The organism is Paenibacillus rhizoryzae (assembly GCF_059686995.1).
This window is the reverse complement of the sequence record NZ_JCAALT010000004.1, coordinates 364,687-382,977: the sequence shown is the minus strand read 5'-3', so window position 1 is coordinate 382,977 and position 18,291 is coordinate 364,687. Positions and strand designations below refer to the sequence as shown.

The 18,291-nt window shown below is 50.1% G+C and carries 13 protein-coding genes and 2 pseudogenes; 12 read left to right on the top strand and 3 right to left on the bottom strand.

Going from position 1 to position 18,291, the window contains the following annotated elements; translation table 11 throughout:
• Positions 1-742 precede the first annotated feature (742 nt).
• From AC6ESO_RS14255 to AC6ESO_RS14245, 3 genes and pseudogenes are all read left to right on the top strand, one after another.
• Positions 743-2,314, top strand: a complete 1,572-nt coding sequence (locus tag AC6ESO_RS14255; protein WP_497091920.1) for an ABC-F family ATP-binding cassette domain-containing protein — start codon at positions 743-745, stop codon at positions 2,312-2,314.
• Between the two features lie 65 nt (positions 2,315-2,379).
• A pseudogene (locus AC6ESO_RS14250) lies at positions 2,380-2,743 on the top strand (GNAT family N-acetyltransferase).
• A 338-nt stretch (positions 2,744-3,081) separates the two neighbouring features.
• Positions 3,082-5,562 (top strand): carbohydrate-binding protein, encoded by a 2,481-nt coding sequence (locus tag AC6ESO_RS14245; protein ID WP_497091919.1) that lies wholly within the window; start codon positions 3,082-3,084, stop codon positions 5,560-5,562.
• A 111-nt stretch (positions 5,563-5,673) separates the two neighbouring features.
• Here AC6ESO_RS14245 and AC6ESO_RS14240 read toward each other — a convergent pair.
• Positions 5,674-5,940 (bottom strand): annotated as a pseudogene (locus tag AC6ESO_RS14240) (transposase); the annotation flags it as partial.
• 430 nt (positions 5,941-6,370) lie between these two features.
• Positions 6,371-6,799 (bottom strand): hypothetical protein, encoded by a 429-nt coding sequence (locus AC6ESO_RS14235; RefSeq protein WP_497091918.1) that lies wholly within the window; start codon positions 6,797-6,799, stop codon positions 6,371-6,373.
• Positions 6,800-6,968: 169 nt separating this feature from the next.
• On the opposite strand from AC6ESO_RS14235, the gene AC6ESO_RS14230 reads away from it, so the two are divergent.
• The 6 genes from AC6ESO_RS14230 to AC6ESO_RS14205 all read left to right on the top strand — a co-directional run bounded on the left by AC6ESO_RS14230 (position 6,969) and on the right by AC6ESO_RS14205 (position 15,265).
• Complete coding sequence (locus AC6ESO_RS14230) at positions 6,969-7,877, top strand: YfiT family bacillithiol transferase (protein ID WP_497091917.1); 909 nt, start codon at positions 6,969-6,971, stop codon at positions 7,875-7,877.
• A 138-nt stretch (positions 7,878-8,015) separates the two neighbouring features.
• Positions 8,016-9,788 carry a cache domain-containing sensor histidine kinase gene (locus AC6ESO_RS14225; RefSeq protein WP_497091916.1) on the top strand — a complete coding sequence of 591 codons (1,773 nt, stop codon included), beginning with the start codon at positions 8,016-8,018 and terminating at the stop codon, positions 9,786-9,788.
• A gap of 39 nt (positions 9,789-9,827) precedes the next feature.
• Positions 9,828-11,438 carry a response regulator gene (locus tag AC6ESO_RS14220; protein WP_497092144.1) on the top strand — a complete coding sequence of 537 codons (1,611 nt, stop codon included), beginning with the start codon at positions 9,828-9,830 and terminating at the stop codon, positions 11,436-11,438.
• Positions 11,439-11,657: 219 nt separating this feature from the next.
• Complete coding sequence (locus AC6ESO_RS14215; RefSeq protein ID WP_497091915.1) at positions 11,658-12,662, top strand: ABC transporter permease; 1,005 nt, start codon at positions 11,658-11,660, stop codon at positions 12,660-12,662.
• Positions 12,663-12,677: 15 nt separating this feature from the next.
• Entirely contained in the window at positions 12,678-13,607 is a 930-nt protein-coding gene (locus tag AC6ESO_RS14210) for a carbohydrate ABC transporter permease (protein ID WP_497091914.1), read from the top strand.
• A 149-nt stretch (positions 13,608-13,756) separates the two neighbouring features.
• On the top strand, positions 13,757-15,265 hold the full coding sequence (locus AC6ESO_RS14205) for an ABC transporter substrate-binding protein (RefSeq protein ID WP_497091913.1): 1,509 nt from the start codon (positions 13,757-13,759) through the stop codon (positions 15,263-15,265).
• Positions 15,266-16,244: 979 nt separating this feature from the next.
• Here AC6ESO_RS14205 and AC6ESO_RS14200 read toward each other — a convergent pair.
• The gene (locus AC6ESO_RS14200; RefSeq protein ID WP_497091912.1) at positions 16,245-16,727 is read right to left on the bottom strand and encodes a hypothetical protein; all 483 of its coding nucleotides are present in this window, start codon (positions 16,725-16,727) and stop codon (positions 16,245-16,247) included.
• 192 nt (positions 16,728-16,919) lie between these two features.
• Between AC6ESO_RS14200 and AC6ESO_RS14195 the strand changes: the two genes are divergently transcribed.
• The 3 genes from AC6ESO_RS14195 to AC6ESO_RS14185 all read left to right on the top strand — a co-directional run bounded on the left by AC6ESO_RS14195 (position 16,920) and on the right by AC6ESO_RS14185 (position 18,283).
• Positions 16,920-17,219, top strand: coding sequence for a hypothetical protein (locus AC6ESO_RS14195; RefSeq protein WP_497091911.1), 300 nt, complete (start codon positions 16,920-16,922; stop codon positions 17,217-17,219).
• Between the two features lie 36 nt (positions 17,220-17,255).
• Complete coding sequence (pcp, locus tag AC6ESO_RS14190; protein ID WP_497091910.1) at positions 17,256-17,906, top strand: pyroglutamyl-peptidase I; 651 nt, start codon at positions 17,256-17,258, stop codon at positions 17,904-17,906.
• A 152-nt stretch (positions 17,907-18,058) separates the two neighbouring features.
• A complete protein-coding gene (locus AC6ESO_RS14185) occupies positions 18,059-18,283 on the top strand; it encodes a hypothetical protein (protein WP_497091909.1) in 225 nt (74 codons plus the stop codon).
• Positions 18,284-18,291 lie beyond the last annotated feature (8 nt).

The following is an 18,291-nucleotide window of genomic DNA, read 5'->3' as shown; positions in this document are numbered from 1 at the left end:
ACTCAGCCGCCGCTGAATAATTCCGCAGCAGATTGCTTTTCACTCTAACGAACTCCAGAGGTCTTATTTGAGCGAAATAAGACGATTTGAAAATCTAACGAACCCTACAGGTCTTATTTCATGTTTTCATGCTCTTTTTCGTTCCAATTACCCTCAATAGCGTCTCTATGGTTCGTTAGAATAGATTTCGGGTTATTTTCCGGTAAATAAGGGCTCTATGGTTCGTTAGCATGTTTAATCGAAAACAGCGATGAAGTCAAAGTGGTGACGGTCTATCGGTATATCAACGGGCTAGCCGCTCCAGCTCGGCGTCTAGAAAATGCTGCACGAATCGCAACATTTGCTAACCAAACAGGGCTTTACCACTCCTTGCGGGGAGAAATGTTGCACACCGCGCAACAATTCTCCTAGAATGAGGGCCAAAACCAGCAAATGTTGTATATTTAGCAGCATTCTCTTCAGCAGCGCAAATACAGAGGCAGTGACGAGGTTATAGTGACTTCGCCGCTGTTTTTTTGTTGGCGGTCTTTGTTTTTCTAGCCATTTGCTTCGGCGTGTTTTTGATTTATCGCAAGAGTAAAGCTAGATTCTGGTGTCTGTCTAAGGTTCATGTTGGTGCATCCTTGTGGCTCCTACAGCTTGTAGGCCATACAGGCGCGACAGTTGTGAGGGTTTCGAGTTAATTCCGTGCCAACAAGTGGTATAATCACCTAAGACGGACGGAATCAGAAGGGGCATTGTCATGAGCGTAATACGATTGGAAGATGTAACGAAGAAATATGAAGAGACGCTGATCTTTCGCAATATTTATTTTAAAGTGACGCAAGGCGAACGAATCGGCTTGATTGGGCGCAATGGTGCCGGGAAGTCGACGGTATTCAAGCTCATTATGGGACAAGAAGAGCCTACATCCGGGAATGTGGAAATAGCGCCGCAGGTTAGAATCGGGTACTTCTCGCAATTCTCCGAAATGCACGGCAGCTTGTCTGTGCAGCAGGAACTGGAGAATTGCTTCGAGCAAGTCGCGCTGATCGAGCGTGAGCTGCAGGAGGTCGGGGAAAAGCTGGGTGTCGTCACCGATGACGGCGAAATGGAGCGGCTGCTTGCCAGACAGGCGGAGCTGTTCGAGCAAATGGAGCATCTGGATGGCTGGAACGTGTCCGTTGAAATTAACACGGTGCTGACGAAGCTTGGGTTTAATGACAGGTCGCGCCATCAGCCGGTTGATGAGCTTTCCGGAGGCTGGCGAAACCGTGCGGCACTGGCCAAAATGCTGATCGAGCTGCCTGACGTTGTTCTGCTCGACGAGCCGACGAATTACTTGGATATGGAAGGGATCGCGTGGCTGGAGCAGTGGCTGTACCGCTTCAAAGGCGCGATGATTCTCGTATCGCATGACCGGCAATTTATTGATAAAGTGGTGACGCGTACGATTGAGATTGAAAACTATCATTTTCAGGAATACGAAGGCAACTACACCGATTACATCCGCAAGAAAAAGATGCGCAAGAAGGAGCTCGACCGCCAGTTCGAGTGGGAGGAAGAGCTGCTCCTTATGGAGTCCGAAGCAATCGACAGCCGTGCAAGCCGCAAATCGTCCAAGGATCGCCTCTCCCGTCAGTTGGCGGATAATAAGAAGCGGATCGAACCGCATCCGGTTAACGTGCTGATTACGGATATCTATGAGAAGCTGCGTTTTCCGGACAAGCTGTGCGAAGTGAAGAATATCAGTCAATCCTATGAGGGACGGCAGATTTTCGAGCATGTTAGCTTCGATATTCAGAAGGAAGACCGGCTGGTCATCGTTGGCCCTAACGGAAGCGGGAAATCGACGATGATTAAGGTGCTCACAGGTCAGGAGAAGCCTGAATCCGGTGAGGTAACCTGGGAGAAGGGCGTCAGCTACGCGTACTTCAACCGCATGTGGGAGGAGCTTGATCCGAAGGATACGGTTAGCCATGCCGTGAACACCTATGGATTGGGCTTGGATGCACCGCGCAAGAAAGTAAACAAATTCCTCTCTATGCTGCAGTTTTCGGAGATGGATTTAAGCAAGTTCATTGGCAATTTATCCGGTGGACAGAAAGCCCGTGTGGCGCTGGCCAAATGTCTGCTCTCGGGAGCAGCCGTCATTATCTTGGATGAGCCGACGAACCATCTGGACCTGACGAGCATTCAGGTTATGGAGCAGGCGTTGATCCATTTCCCGGGGGCTGTCATAACCGTCAGCCATGACCGGTTCTTTATCGATAAGATCGGCACGAAAATGCTGACCTTCGACCCGGCAGCGGGAATAAGCATACAGAATCTTTAGTCATAGGGAGGCCGGACACTCGATGAAGTGCTTCCGGCCTTCCTATTTAGAGGGAGCGTATCGCAATGAAATTATCCATCTCAACAGAGTCGAATGCAGATGACAAAAGCTATGTTAGAAGCCAGATGGCCGCGTTTAATCAGAAGCATTTTCCACAGGACCGACGGTCACATCTATGGCGGCTTAGTCGGTGAGATATGCTGGAATTGGCTGGAGGTCCACCACCTGTATGTAAATGAGAAGCTGCGACATGGCGGCTACGGGACGATGCTGCTTGATGAAGCGGAGCGGATTGCCAGGGAGAAGAAGTGCGATTTCAGCAAACTGGATACACTAAGCTTCCAAGCGCTGGACTTCTACAAGAAACAGGGGTATGAAACTTATGGAGTAATACCGAATGCAGGCGGCTTTGACCGGGTATCCCCTTAGGAGGTACCCGGTTTTGCGTTTGCTAGGATCTCTCTATGACGCTACTGGTAATTCGGTGGTAGGTTGTCTAGGAAGACGTCTTAGAGGAAGTTAATATTTTGCTAATAACATGTCTGAATTTTACTTAGTTCACTATGGTATCTTTAGGATGTTGGGCTTTGAAAGGCCCGATTTCCTCTCGCAGTTTCATGAAAGCGCTTCAGTTTCGGAGTCAACGACATCCAGATTCATCTTACCTAATCCTAATCCGTTCGTGAGGGAGGTGGTGCAGAGAAATGTGATCGGCTTTGCAATGAAACGTAGGCTAGTGAAAACATGTGAAAAGGAGAGATGCAGCGATGTTCAGAAGAAAGTGGAAGCAAGGCATCTATGGTGCCATGGCATTTACGCTCATTGCCAGCGGTTTGCTTGCGAATGAAGGGAAATCCGAAGCGGCACCGATTCCCGAAACGGTAACGTACAGCGCATTTTCCTCCTTTGGTACATCACAAGGCGTGGGCAATTGGTTCAATATGAAGAAAACAGGAAGCACGTATTCCTATCTCAGCGTCTATGATGCCACTGCACCGGCTAAGTGGAAAGAAACCTCCGGTTATCCGTACGTGAGGGACTCCTTCTTCCATCCGGAGACAACCTATGATGCGGTGAAGAAATGGGTTGCGCCGCAGGCAGGCAATGTCGACATTACGGGCAATGTGCTCAAGGTCAATGCCAGCAGTAACGGCGTTGTGGCGAAGATTTTCAAAAATACGACGCAGCTCTGGAGCGCTACCGTGACGCCGTCAGCCGATGTCACGCCAAGCGGGGTATCGGACATTCATGTGGAGGCTGGGGATGCGCTGTATTTTGTCATCAATGCGAATGGCAATATGAACTTCGATGAAACGAATTGGTCGCCGGTCGTGACGATGACCACGGCAATCAAGATCGAAGCGGAGAGCTACAACGCGATGTCCGGCGTTACACCGGCGACGACCCCGGATACAGGCGGCGGCCAGCAAGTAGGCAGCTTCGATACGAATGATTATATGGTGTACAACAACGTGAATTTAAGCGGCGGCTATAAGACGCTTGAGGCTCGCGTTGCGGCGACAGCTACAGGCGGTAAATTCGAGGTTCGGCTCGACAGCCTGACTGGGCCGGTAATTAGCACGTTTACAGTGGCCAATACGGATAGCTGGAATACGTTCGAGACACAAACTTGGCCGATCACGGGCACTGCTACAGGCACGCATAATCTCTATGTGAAGGGGATATTGGGTTCCGGTATCGCGAATATCAACTGGTTCCGGCTGACGAACAACAATTCGCGCGGCGCAACGATGCCATTCACAACCTACGAAGCGGAAAATGGAACACTTGGCGGCGGAGCGACCACGAATAATGATACGACGATGAAGAAAGAAGCGGCTTCCGGCAAAAGCTATGTGCACCTCGATGCTACGGGCGAGTCTGTGCAGTGGACGAATGTTCGCGATGCGAACCGGATGATTCTGCGGTACAGCATTCCTCAGAATACGAGCGGGACACTGGCACTCTATGTCAACGGCGTGAAGCGCCAAGACTTATCGCTTACCTCCACGTTCAATTATGATACGGCGCCGGGTAACTCGTATGTACGCAGCTTTGACGATAAGGATTTTGCAATCGATATCAATGCAGGAGATACAATTAAGCTGCAAAAGGATTCCGGAAACGGACTCTCTTGGTACGGGATCGATCTGATTGATCTGGAGACAGCGGCGGCCCCAATTGCGATGCCGGCGAACTATATCTCGGTCAAATCGGCGCCATACAATGCGGTTGGCAATGGAATCGCCGATGATACAGCAGCGATTCAAAGTGCGGTTAACGCCGCGGCTTCGGCCGGCAAGAACGTCTGGTTCCCTCCAGGGACATACAACCAAAGCGATAAAATCGCTGTTCCTTCAGGCGTAAGCGTGAAAGGCGCAGGCATCTGGTATTCCCATTTGCATAGCACGGTTACGAATGGAATTTGGGGCGGCGAAGTAGGATTCACGCTGAATAATAACACGACGATCTCAGATCTTCGCATTAGCAGCGTGGATACGCAGCGGGATGCGCATTATGGCATCGTCGTGCTGACGAATCCCGGTACGGGCTCCAACAATGTGCTGCAGAATCTATGGGCAGAGCATATGGGCTGCTTGGAAGGCTGGACGGATTGGTCGAACTCGACCATTCAGAATGTGCGGCTGTACAATACGTACTTCGACGGCATTCATTGGGGAGATGACGGGAACTCCGGCAACCTCGCCCAGAACAACTTTATGCGCGGACTAGGCGATGATGGCGTCGCGCAGGTGAATCTGATGAACTTCCCGGGCGTCGCGCAGAATAACGTGGGGCAATTCAACACGATTATCGCCAGCTACTGGGGCCGCGGCATGTCCGATGTTGGCGGCAACAGCTTGATCTTCCGCGATAACTACATCGACAGCACATTCAACGCGGGCATGATTGTCACGACGGAGCCGGTTGAGCCGACGAAACCTTCGTATACGATCAGCGGCCTCAAATTCCAACGGAACACGATTAACAAAGCAGGCCATACCGGTCATAACCATGCGGGCATTCAGTTCTGGCTCTACGTGAATCCGATGCTCAATGTGCGAATCGAGCTCAACAACATTACAAACGGCGAGACGGAAGGCATTCATATCGACAACACGACTTACGGAGACAGCGGCGGTCGGACGCAGTTCAACTTTAACGTTGCCTCCGGCAACGCGCTGCCAAACTATACGAACGCGAATCCGTTAGTAGTGCCGGTGTTGAACGGGAATACAGGGTTCTAGCAATCTGAAGCTATTGCAGCGATAGGTAACATAAAGAAGATGCTGTCTCAAATGGGGGCTTCAGATAGGTATTGAAGCCCTCAGAGGCAATTTTCAGATGAAAAAGTGGCGTCATAGGTCTCCTACCTGTGGCGCCATTTCTCGTCTTCGTTCAACTGCGGCTTTCTTCAGCAAATTATGGGGCAAGCGAAAGCCACCTGACCTCTAAGCTTACTTTTTGCAAGCCTCGAAGCAGCAACCTTCGAAATCCTCGGTTGTTTTTGATTTGCGAAAAAGGCTTTCCGGTTCATACATGCGCCGAACGGACAGTGCGTAGCCTCCTTCACTTTTCAATCGCTCTCTTGCGACCTTTTTATGGCGCTGATACTCCATACTTATAGCTTGGCGAGGGGGCTGCTATATGACCGGTCGCCACTGGTAACGCAGGACTAGATTTGTCGCTAACGAATCGTAGGGGGCTTATTTGCTACAAAAAACCCGGTTTGAAATTCTAACGAATCCTACAGGCCTTATTGGCTCCAAAACCCGTGCATTTCTGCTTAATTCCGCTAAATAAGGCCTCTGTGGTTCGTTAGAATTTTAGAAGTGCTCAATTCTCCAAAATAAGACCTCCACGATTCGTTAGAGCGGCGAAGGTTGGAGAGAAGCCTTAACCTATTCATTCAGGGGAAAACAGGAACAACAGCGATCAGAAGAACATTCGACTGCGTAAAGAATGCGGCAAAACCAATGCCTATTAAGAGAAAAAGGGACTATCCCTTCGTCATCATCGATGACTTTTGGGACAGACCCTTTCCTTTGCCTTTCATTACCCGAAATAAGCGGAAGCGTTCAAGTTCTCCGGACCGACGCGGGCAATTCCTTCCGATCGAGCGATTGCGAATAACGTGTAGGGCTGAAGCCCCGATGCAGGCGCAGGGATATTATAATCGGATGCAGAGAATCCAACCGTGTGTATGCCGGAATCGAATGAATGCTGCGATTTGTAAATAAGCGAATCGTCGATCGCAAGACCTCTTACCATGTAAAGCTCAAGTAGGAAACCTTGCGGAAAATCCGTAGGAAGCGCGACGCCTGCCATCCCCGTCAATTGAACCCGGATAATTCCAGGGGTATCGTGTGGAATGTTCAGTCCTACCTGTCCAACGATGACAGGGGTATCGAGCGGGAAAATATCAAATTCCGTGAGAACGACGGGAATATTGCTGGATGTTCGTGCATCGATAAGTTGTCCCATAGCAGCACCTGCTCCTTTTCTACTAAGTTATGCAGAATCGCTAGAGATGGGAAGGGACATGTGTCAGTAGGATCGTGAAGAGGATTCATTTTATCGGCTCTCGAATATAGTTGAGATGCTTATGGCGGTGATAGAATAATGAAGCTCAGGAAAGGCGGTAATCAAACCGATGAACGACATTCGTTTCCCGATCGGACCATTTCAAGCGGCGCCGATGACTACACATGAAGAACGAGCAGCCCTCATCAAGGAGATTCCCAGCATTACCGTGTCGTTGAGGAAGCTGGTTCGCAGCCTCGGTTCGGAGCAGCTAGACACTCCTTATCGCGATGGCGGCTGGTCTGCCAGACAGATCGTGCATCATCTGGCCGACAATGATATGAATGCGTATTTGCGGTTCAAGCGGGCATTGACCGAGGAAGAGCCGCTCGGGGCTACGTACCGGGAGGATTTGTGGGCAGAACTGCATGATTATAGAGAGGTTGCGATCGAGGATGCGCTAGACTTGCTAGAGATCCTTCATCGGCGGTTTGTGACTTTACTTCAAGGTCTGAACCCGGAGCAATTCAGCAGAAAGCTGCGAACACTGGCGCTTGGCAGTATCACGCTGGATACAGCGCTGCAGCGGTTTGTCTGGCATAATCGGCATCACGCGGCGCAGATCGAGTCGCTATGGTATCGCTTAAACTGGAGCGGGTCAGCGGCGATCTGTTTCAATGCTTCCGGCCAGCTCCTCATGGTGCTGCAAGGGAAGCCGCATGAGGAGAAAAGATGGTCTGTCCCGTCAGGCGGGCGGGAGGCGGATGAATCCTATGAGGACTGCTGCATACGCGAGGTTTTCGAGGAAACAGGCTATCGCATTCAATTGGGGGAACAGCTCTTATTGAAACATGACAGAATCGCCTATTTCAAAGGCGATATTATCGGCGGCGAGCGCCGTATCCAAGATCCGGACGGGTTGATCTATGATATCGCATGGAAGTCAGCTGACGAAGTTAGGGAGCTGGCATTATCTTTCGAAGAGGATCGTGAGCTGCTTGTTAAATTAATAGAGGAGCGAAACGGCGTAGGAATCTAGCACTAGCCTTACACCATCTTTCCAATAGGTAGATAGAAGGGGGAGCAGCGTAAGCGGCCGGGATATTTTGTTGCCGCTTTCATTCGTGTAAGGTATGCTGAGAGTGGATTGAATGCTATCAAGTGAAGGTGGAATCTTATGCCATTTTGGCAATCCGTTCGGTTTAAGATCGTATTCGGTTTTCTCCTCATGACCGCACCTATGGTGCTCTTCCTTGTCTACAATAATATCTATGCGACTAAAGTCGTACGTGAGCAAATCTCGCTGCACTATAATAATTTGATGGAGCAGCAGGTGCAAAATAACGACGCGATCCTGCAGGAAACGATGCGTTATTTGTACCGGATGCAGGGCGACCCGAACATTCAATCGCTGCAGCAGCTGTCGCTGGCCGAAGATGACTCGGACTATACGATGGTGAAGATGGAGCTGACCAGACGGTTCCTGCTCGATACCGGCTACTATAATAAAGTGGACACCTTCTTCGTCTATTCCCGCAAGGACGACGATATGTTTTTTGCTACGCAATACAGCTTCCATTTCGCGGAAGTGCAGTCCGCCCTGCAGGACTATACCACGAAACTAGCCTCCAAAGCTTTACCGGAAGAGACGCAGCGCTGGGAGCGTTTCTCCATTCCCAACGACACCAATTACCTCATCAAAACCGTCGATCTGGGCTCAGGCGTCTATATTGGCGCACTCGTGCAGGTCGATCGTTTAAATGAGGTCTTAAGCAAATTTGACGTTGGACCCGATGGCGCTGCGTTCGTCGTGGATCCGGCGGGCAATCCGTTAACGAACTCCCCCTTGCCTGTCGTACAGGAATCCATCGTGCAGATGGATATTGTGGAGATGACCAAGCAGAACAGAACGACTTGGAACCAGAATCATTTTCTCGTCATCACGCAGCCTTCCGCCATTTCGGATATCCACTATATGATCGTGATTCCGGAAACTTATATTTTGAAAAACCTTCCTTATTTCCAAAAGATGCTCTACATCTGGATTCCGCTCACGGTAGCCATTGTCTTATCCTTCTATTTGCTATTCCTCCAGCGAGTGATGTTCAAGCCGCTCGTTGGGTTGGTACGGGGCATGCGGAAGCTGGGTCAAGGCCAGTTCAACGTAAGGATGCCGGTGAACACGGATAACAGTGAATTTGCGTTCATGTCAGGGACGTTCAACCAAATGGCTGAGCAAATCGAGAAGCTGAAGATCGACGTTTACGAGGAGCAGATTCGTGTCCAGAAGGCGGAGTACAAGCATCTGCAGATCCAGATCAATCCTCATTTCTATATGAATAGCTTGAATATTATTTATAATTTGGCCGCCTTGAAGGACTACAAGCTGGTTCAGAAAATGAGCCTGCACCTAGCGGATTACTTCCGCTTCGTGATGCTAGGCCATCGCGCCGTAGTTTCGCTCGAGGATGAAATTCGGCATATCGAGCATTATCTGGAAATTCAGAAAATCCGGTATGTGGCGAAGCTGGAATATGAAATCCAAATGATGCCCGAGCATGCGCCGGTGCCAATTGCTCCTTTATTACTGCAGCCTTTCGTCGAGAACTCGGTCATTCATGGTTTTAATAAAAAGGTTCAGGATGGGCTGCCTTTCCGCATTGGCATTTACTCGGAGCAGGATGAGGAGGACGCGGGCAGGTTCATTAAGCTGACGGTCATCGACAATGGTCCGGGATTCCCCGAGTCGGTTCTGGAGGGGCTGCAAACCGGTGTGGAGCTTGAAGGCGCCGGCGAGTATCACTTAGGCATATGGAACATTCTGCGTCGATTCCGCATGTTATACGGCAATGATGGCGGCATCACATTCATGAACGGAAAGCCGGGAGGGGCCATCGTGCAGATGCGTCTTCCCATAGAGAGACCAAATACGTTCGAAGGCCATGAATAACGGTCAGACATACGATGGAGGGCGATAATAGTGGTAAGCATGCTCGTTGTAGATGATGAGATCTATGCACTGAAAGGAATCGCGCAAGGTATCGATTGGAGTGACTTACCCATTCAGTCTATCTGGGAGGCCGAAGATGTAACGCAATCGATCCGGGTGCTGGAGGAGCATCCCGTGGATTTGGTGATATCCGATATCGAAATGCCCGGCATGAATGGACTTGAGCTTCTCCGCTGGATTCGAGACAACAAGCCGCAGACGCTGACGATATTCCTCACGGGGCATGCGAGGTTCGATTATGCGCAGGAGGCTATGCATAATGGCTGCTTTGACTACATCTTGAAGCCAGTCGATCATGATGATCTGAAGTCGATTGTGAAACGCGCGATTACGGAGATCGGGATGCGTAGGGAACGGCTGCAAATCGAGGAATTGGTGGATGCGAACCGCAGACAATGGACAAGCCAGCTTCCGATATTGGTCGAGCGCTTCTGGCAAGAGCTGCTGGCTGGCCGAGTGAGGCTGTCCCCGGAACGACTTGATCGCCAATTGGAGTCCTATCAAATCCCACTATCTGCGAGCAGCAAGGTTCTTCCGGTTCTGCTTAGTATCGAGCAATGGGATATTGAGCTGGATGCCCGTGATGAGAGCATTATGGAGTATGCGCTGCGCAAATCAGCTGCGGAGATCATCCTGGGGAACGGGCCGGGCACGGTGCTGCAGGACCGAAATGAGCTCAATATGGCGCTGCTCTATCTGAATGACAGCGAGACAGCCGATCGAGATAGACTTCTTCGGAGATGTGCCGAGTATGTGCAGGCTTGCCAAACCTATTTTCACTGCCGAGTCTCCTGTTATGTGGGGGAGCCGGCAGCTATTGGCGGATTAGCCGGCGCGCTCGAACGATTGCAGCAATTGGAACGCGCCAATGTATCCGCGCCGCAGTCCGTACAGGATGCGACAGCACAAGTGGGCTTGGAAGCAGTCGGTACGGATGCCGGAATCCCGATTCCTTCTTTTCCCGATTGGGGGGCGCTTCTCGATAATGGCGGACATGAACAGCTTATCATCCAATTGGAAGAGACGTTAAAACGCTGGCAGGCCGAGCAAGCCAGTCGTGAAGCACTGGAGCTGTTTCACTATGGTTTCCTGAACATGCTGTATCGCGCAGCCTATCTCAAAGGTTTCTCGATCTATGATGTGTTTACGGTCCAAGAATTGAAGGAAATCCAAGCCGCTCGTAACTCTCTGCAGCTGATGGTTTTGGCTGGGAGAATGGTAGCCAAGATGGGACAAGCGCTGGCAGAGCGTCCGCGTGATGCATCCGCCGTCATTGCGAAGGTGAAGTCATTCATTCAAGAGCATGTACATACGGAACTGACTCGTGACGATATAGCCGCGCACGTCTATCGTAATCCGGCCTATTTATCACGCTTATTCCGCAAAGAGACAGGGCTCTCGCTGTCGGACTACATGACGGAGCTGCGTATCGAACGAGCGAAGCGATTCCTGGTCGATACGAACGATAAAGTAAGCAACATAGCAGAGGAAGTCGGCTATGTCCATTTTTCCTATTTTGCCAAGCTGTTCAAGAAGATGACCGGATTATCTCCGCAAGATTACCGCAAGAAACATCAAAACCTCCGCTAAACGTCTAGCCCCCGCAATTCGATTCCCCAATGTCACCAAAGTGCTATGTGCGTCATCTCAGTAGATAGATGGAGTCGGTGCCCAGCCTTTACAATAAGTGTACAAGACAAGAAGAAACAGCCGTCGCCATCCTCGGTAGGGACGGTAAGTTTCTTCCCATAGACTTACTTTATAGAAATGGAGGGCAAACCTTCTAAATGCTATAAGGTGGACGAAAGGATGGTTATGGGGATGACTCCTTCAACGGAAGCCGCGGAAGTCGTAGCGAAGGCGAAGGCGCCTAAAACACGAACCAAGCAAAATATCGGCTATTGGAAAAGATACGGAGCTTTCTATATTATGATGGCTCCCGCGCTGCTCGTGTTGTTAATGAACAATTACCTTCCAATGATCGGCTCTTTAATCGCTTTTAAGCAAATCGAGTATACGTCAACGAGCTTCATCAAGAGCTTCCTGGAGAGCAAATGGGTCGGCATGGAAAACTTCAATTATCTGTTCAGCACGACCGACGCTTGGACCATCACCCGAAACACGCTGGCCTATAACGCGGTATTTATCGTCTTGAACCTGGTGATCGGAGTTACGCTGGCGCTTCTCTTCAATGCTATGCGAAACCGCCGGTTGGCGAAGCTCCACCAGACGGCCATGTTCCTGCCTTACTTTCTGTCGATGGTCGTTATCTCTTATCTTGTATACGCTTTCTTAAATCCGGATATCGGAATTCTCAACAAAATCGTGCTCCCCGCGTTTGGGATAGAGCCTGTAGATTGGTATACGGAGTCCAAGTGGTGGCCTTTCATTCTGCCCATCATTAACACCTGGAAAGGGATTGGCTATTATGCAGTCATCTTCCTTGCGGCCATTATTGGGATCGATAACGAGTATTATGAAGCGGCGACGATCGACGGTGCTTCCAAATGGCGTCAGATCTTCAGTATTACGCTCCCGTTGATCAGGCCGGTCATTATCATTCTCACCTTCCTGCAGATTGGACGTATTTTCTACTCGGATTTCGGGTTGTTCTTCCAAGTCACCCGAAATTCAGGCATTCTCTATGACACGACGCTCGTCATTGATACTTACGTGTACCAAGGATTTATCGTGAGCGGGGATATCGGGATGTCTTCTGCGGCCGGCTTGTACCAAGCGGTTGTTGGATTCGTACTGGTGCTGCTATCAAATCTGGTTATTCGTCGGATCAGCAGAGACGATGCCTTGTTCTAAGGGGGAACCATGTGAATGGCAACGACGATTGTGACCAAACGGAAAAAGGGACTTCATGAAATATCTAACCTTTCGAATTTCTTTATCAACGGATTCTTCTGGATTTACACGCTGATATGCGTTCTGCCGCTGCTGCTCGTCATTGCCGTTTCTTTCTCCGATGAGAACTTGGTTCTCGTTAACGGCTATAAGTTCTGGCCGGAGAAGTTCAGTGCATCAGCCTATGATTTTCTGCTGAGCGATTGGCAAAGCATCGTCAGATCGTATGGCACTTCGTTATTCGTTACGGTTGTCGGTACATTGATTGCGATCACGATGATGTCGCTGTTTGCGTATCCAATCTCAAGACCGGATTTCAAGCATCGCAAAGTATTTTCCTTCATCATGTTCTTCACTCTTCTATTCAATAGCGGACTGGTACCCTTCTATCTACTGTATGCACAAGGTCTCCACATGCGGGATAACATATGGGCGCTCATGATTCCGATGTTCGTTCAGCCGTTCTTCGTACTCGTGCTGCGAACCTTCTTTACGAACTCGGTTCCACCTGCTCTCCTCGAATCGGCCAAGATTGACGGTTCAGGCGAGTGGCGGATATTTGCTCAAATCGTACTTCCGCTCTCCTTACCCGTATTGGCGACGGTTGGCTTGTTCTGCACGCTGAGCTATTGGAATGATTGGTTCCTAAGCCTGCTGTTCATCAATCATGACACTTTGTACACGATCCAGTTCCGTATGTATCAAGCGCTGCTGGATATCACCTTCTTAAGCGCCAATTCGTCGGCCTACTCGGCCATTCTGGCTCAAAATCCGGATTACCAGCTGCCTACAGAGACCGTGACGATGGCGATGGCGGTGGTCGGAATTGGTCCGATCGTGTTTGCTTATCCGTTCTTCCAGCGGTACTTCATCAAGGGCTTGACCGTTGGAGCGATTAAGGGATAGGCGGGGAGAGAAGGCAGAAATGCAGGTATGCAGGAATGCAGGAATGCAGGAATGCAGGAATGCAGCAAGCGGTTCAATTCTATTGGCTCGTTCCGGTTTAGCCGGTTGAGTATACAGAGCACTTAATCTTATAAGGGAGGCACTACCGCATGTTCAAAGAAAAAAGCAAGCTGGGAAAAAGCATCTCTCTGATTTTAGGCGGAAGCCTTGTTTTATCCGCGTTACCGGTTGCCAGCGCCGCCGGTAGCAGCACTCTGGCTCCTTACAAGCTTACCTTGTATTATCCCGGCTCACCTGCCAAAGATGAGGCTCAGATCGAAGCGAAAATGAGCAGGTATCTGACAGACAAAATCAATGCGACGATTGACCTCATCCCGATCGATTGGGGCCAATGGGACAGCAAGATGAACCTGCTGAAAGCAAGCCGCGAGCCGATGGACGTCATCTTCACGGCACAATGGAACGGCCATGCCAACGATGTGGCGAAGAAAGTGTTCCTTGCGCTCGATGATGCGAAAGGTCCGGCCGGCAATTTGCTAAGCAAATACGGCAAAGACATTACGAAGTCGCTCGACCCGGCATTCCTGGCAGGAGCTAAAGTAAACGGGCATAACTACGGCGTGCCGACTAACAAAGAATTGGCAGCGCAAGGCGGCGTAATCTACCGCAAAGATATTGCGAGCAAGCTCGGCTTGACCGCTCAGCTGAATGCCGTGAAAACAGTCGATGATCTTGCGCCGATCCTGGCAAAGGTGAAAGCGAAAATGCCAAGCATGACGCCGCTGTTCCTGCGTGACGGCGAAACCTTCAACTCCCACTATTTCATTCAACAGGATTACCTTGGCGATACGACGATTGAAGGTCTGATTCGCAAAGACGGCACGAGCACGAAGGTTATTACACGCTTCGACGATAAGAAGTACATGGATCAGTTAAATGTTACACGCAGCTTCTACAAGAAAGGCTACATCAACAGAGATGCGGCAACAACGCAATTGTCCGGTCAAGATGCTTTGAAGAAGGGCAATGTGTTTATGATCGTGTCCTCCTTGAAGCCGGGCAAAGATGCTGAAATGGCCATAGCCGCGAATTTGGCAGGCAAGCTGCAGCAGATTAACATGACGGAGCGGACGGTTTCGACGGGTGAAACCGCAGGCTCCATGCTGGGGATTTCCACGACTTCGAAGGATCCGGCACGTGCGATGATGTTCATCAACCTGCTTCACTCCGACAAATACTTAAATAACCTGCTCAACTTCGGTATTCAAGGCGTGCATTATGAGAAAGTATCGGGCGAAATTATTAAACCAGGTCCGGATGCAGCGAACTACAATCCGGGAGCGACTTGGATGTTCGGCAATCAGTTCTTGAACTATGTTTGGAATACGGAAGCTCCGGATAAATGGGCAAAGTTCAAGAAGTTCAACAAAGGCGCGAAACTGTCGCCGGCGCTTGGATTCACGTTTAATGCCCAACCGGTCAAATCGCAAGTAGCCGCGCTCGTTACAGTGCGCAGCAAATACATCGCCGGTCTGGAAACAGGCGCAATCGATCCTTCGAAAGCGGCTGAGTTCCAGAAGAAAGAGAAAGCAAACGGGCTCGATAAAGTGCTCAAAGAGAAGCAAAAACAATTGAACGCGTTCCTTGCTTCGAAGTAATCTAGCAGCCGGAGTTGTCGGATTTGCTGGATTTGGAAACCCGCTGGGCCCTCGGCCCGGCGGGTTTTCTTGTTGGACTGGAATTAAGCGGATATGCCGCTTAAGAAGTGGAACAACCGCCGAACCCCCGGTAAACGCGCCTTATCGGGGAGCCGTAATTCGGATATACCGCTTACAGCCTCCAATCGAGGTCGATTGTTGCACCATAAGCGGATATGCCGCTTACAGCGTCCAAACAAGGTCGATTATTGCACCATAAGCGGATATAGCGCTTAAGAGGTGTAATAACCGCCGCAGCACCAATAAACTTGCTTTTTTGGGGGAGCTGAGAGTACGATTCACGAACTCTCAGCATTACATTTGCTCGTTTCCGCGTCTGAGAGCTCGAATATGAATCTCTCAGTCTCCGGCGTAGGCGGAAATGAGGAGATTGGTTAGTTGAGAGTACGATTTTGGAACTCTCAGCATCACATTTGCTCGTTTCCGCGTCTGAGAGTTCGAATATGAAACTCTCAGCCCCGGGCGTGAGCGGATATGGGGAAGTTAGCTAGCTGAGAGTACGATTTTCGAACTCTCAGCATCAATACTGCGCGTATTCGCGTCTGAGAGTTCGCATATGATACTCTCAGCCACAGACGTGAGCGGATATGGGAAGTTAGCTAGCTGAGAGTACGATTTTCGAACTCTCAGCATCAATACTGCGCGTATTCGCGTCTGAGAGTTCGCATATGAAACTCTCAGCCACAGGCGTGAGCGGATATGGGGGGAGTTAGCTAGCTAAGAGTACAATTTTCGAACTCTCAGCATCAATACTGCGCGTATTCGCGTCTGAGAGTTCGCATATGAAACTCTCAGCTACAGGCGTGAGCGGATATGGGGAGTTAGTTAGCTGAGAGTCGGATATGTAGACCGCGCCCCCAAAAAGGGCCAATGATCGGAAGCATTGCTTCCATTCATTGGCCCTTCGTTTTAATGACCGCTAGGTCGATCCAGCTGAAGCGATGCCGTTGAAGACGGCAGGGCCGATCAGGACGAGATCGAAGAATCCGTCTCTTGCAATAAACAGCGTGTAACGGATTTGTCCGGATAACACATCGGCCGCAGGCGGGAAGTCACCGGCAGTGATGCTGATTGGAAACAAAGCGCTCCAGAAGTGGATGTTAAATTGCTCACTTAGAATGGTGACGCCTGTTCCCGGAGTGCCATCGCCGCCTCGTTCGACGAAGAGGGAAACAACGGTTGGTTCCAGTGGGATCTCCAATGTCGGCTCCACGGATGATGCAAAATCAATAACAGCAGTTCCGGTCAAGGAAACGCGGACATTGTTCGTGTTCAAGGGGACTGCAGCTCCAACTTGTAAGCCGATGTCTCCGATCAAGATCGGCAAATTGTCTAACGGCTCATCTCCGCCAAAGTCGTTACGATGCACGGAAATACGTGTATCCAGAAATTGATTGGGCATATAATCACCTCCATTCAATACTATCATTCTATGAAAATGCAGAGAAAATGGACTAGTCTCTGGCGCATTTATTACGTTCGCAGGTCCTATCTTTCGCGGGAGCTGGGAATGCCAGGAAGGGATTCCAAACGATCGTGCAGAAGAAAGGGACTGAAACGATCAACGCGATCAGAAGCGAAAAGGAGAATCACGATGGTTGGAGCGATTTTACTATGGTTGTTTATGATGGCCGTTTTCTTCTTTATCCTGTACTCGGTTATTCAGGCCGCGCTGGATTCGTCGAATATGGCGAAGAACATTCAGGAGATTCGAGACTACTTATACGATTCAAATAGAGAAGGTAAAACAAACAGACGCGCTGTTGCCGAACAGCTCCTATCGACTCAGCCGGGCGCACCGCAAGACCTTTACGAGGAATGCCCCGCCTGCGGCGAGAAGGTCATCCAGCATGATCCGGAATGTCCAAGCTGCGGCTTGAGACTGAAGGATTAATCGCTATTCAGCATCCATTGAGAGGAGCAACACGACATGAACAAAGTATTGTTAACCGGCTTTGATCCGTTTGGAGGAGAAACGATCAACCCCGCTTGGGAGGTGGTCAGCCATTTTCAGCAAAAGGAATTTACCAATCTCGAACTGGAAGTCAGACAGATCCCGACGGTGTTCGCCAAATCCATAGCAGTACTAAAGCAGGCCATTCTGGAGGTGCAGCCGGATGTAGTCATCTGCGTTGGGCAAGCCGGCGGTCGCAGCGACATCGCCATAGAACGAGTCGCGATCAACTTGAACGATGCACGTATTCCGGATAATGAGGGAAATCAGCCAATCGATGAGGCAATTGTCGAAAATGGTCCGGCCGCGTACTGGTCCTCTTTGCCGATAAAGACGATTACCAAGCAACTGCGCGATTCCGGGATACCTGCTTCGGTATCCCATACCGCGGGAACGTTTGTATGCAATCATCTCTTCTATGGGCTTCAGCATATGATCGAGACGGAGTTTCCGGCAATAAGAGGCGGCTTCATCCATATCCCTTACCTACCCATCCAAACCGAGCAGAAGCCACAGATGCCGAGCATGATCCTAGAGGACATGATAAAAGCAGTTGAAATCGCCGTGATTACAAGCGTTCAGCATAATCACGATATTATCGCTCCCGAAGGTCAGCTGCACGGATAGAATGATCAAGATTTCTATGGCAAAATTGAAAAATCGGTCGTTTTTTTATATTGTCCACGTTTGCCCAAAAGCCTAGAATACAGACGAAAGGGGTGAGGCCGCACGATTTGTGTTCTAAGTCGATTAACCACACTCCGGCACTCTGAATTTGGATGGATCAACAGGTTCGGTTTCACGCCTGTCCATCGGCGAAGGCGTTCATTTGCAGTGAGTTTGGCTATGAGGGATCGGGAAGCGCATTCACGATTTTACGACCTGCCGTGGATGCCGGTAATGAGAGTAGTGGGCATGACAGTGAAGAGCGTGAGCGTAATAGTGAAAAGCATGAGAGAGATGAGCATGATAGCGACTGGGTGCTGTGTCTGAAGCAAGCCTAACAAAGGGG

What these genes read in the sequence shown, in the direction of transcription:
- AC6ESO_RS14235 (WP_497091918.1), bottom strand. Translation starts at nt 6,799, where the DNA reads ATGGGACAACTTATCGATGCACGAACATCCAGCAATATTCCCGTCGTT.
- AC6ESO_RS14230 (WP_497091917.1), top strand. Translation starts at nt 6,969, where the DNA reads ATGAACGACATTCGTTTCCCGATCGGACCATTTCAAGCGGCGCCGATG.
- AC6ESO_RS14200 (WP_497091912.1), bottom strand. Translation starts at nt 16,727, where the DNA reads ATGCCCAATCAATTTCTGGATACACGTATTTCCGTGCATCGTAACGAC.
- pcp (WP_497091910.1), top strand. Translation starts at nt 17,256, where the DNA reads ATGAACAAAGTATTGTTAACCGGCTTTGATCCGTTTGGAGGAGAAACG.
- AC6ESO_RS14220 (WP_497092144.1), top strand. Translation starts at nt 9,828, where the DNA reads ATGCTCGTTGTAGATGATGAGATCTATGCACTGAAAGGAATCGCGCAA.
- AC6ESO_RS14255 (WP_497091920.1), top strand. Translation starts at nt 743, where the DNA reads ATGAGCGTAATACGATTGGAAGATGTAACGAAGAAATATGAAGAGACG.
- AC6ESO_RS14185 (WP_497091909.1), top strand. Translation starts at nt 18,059, where the DNA reads ATGGATCAACAGGTTCGGTTTCACGCCTGTCCATCGGCGAAGGCGTTC.
- AC6ESO_RS14245 (WP_497091919.1), top strand. Translation starts at nt 3,082, where the DNA reads ATGTTCAGAAGAAAGTGGAAGCAAGGCATCTATGGTGCCATGGCATTT.
- AC6ESO_RS14205 (WP_497091913.1), top strand. Translation starts at nt 13,757, where the DNA reads ATGTTCAAAGAAAAAAGCAAGCTGGGAAAAAGCATCTCTCTGATTTTA.
- AC6ESO_RS14210 (WP_497091914.1), top strand. Translation starts at nt 12,678, where the DNA reads ATGGCAACGACGATTGTGACCAAACGGAAAAAGGGACTTCATGAAATA.
- AC6ESO_RS14215 (WP_497091915.1), top strand. Translation starts at nt 11,658, where the DNA reads ATGGTTATGGGGATGACTCCTTCAACGGAAGCCGCGGAAGTCGTAGCG.
- AC6ESO_RS14225 (WP_497091916.1), top strand. Translation starts at nt 8,016, where the DNA reads ATGCCATTTTGGCAATCCGTTCGGTTTAAGATCGTATTCGGTTTTCTC.
- AC6ESO_RS14195 (WP_497091911.1), top strand. Translation starts at nt 16,920, where the DNA reads ATGGTTGGAGCGATTTTACTATGGTTGTTTATGATGGCCGTTTTCTTC.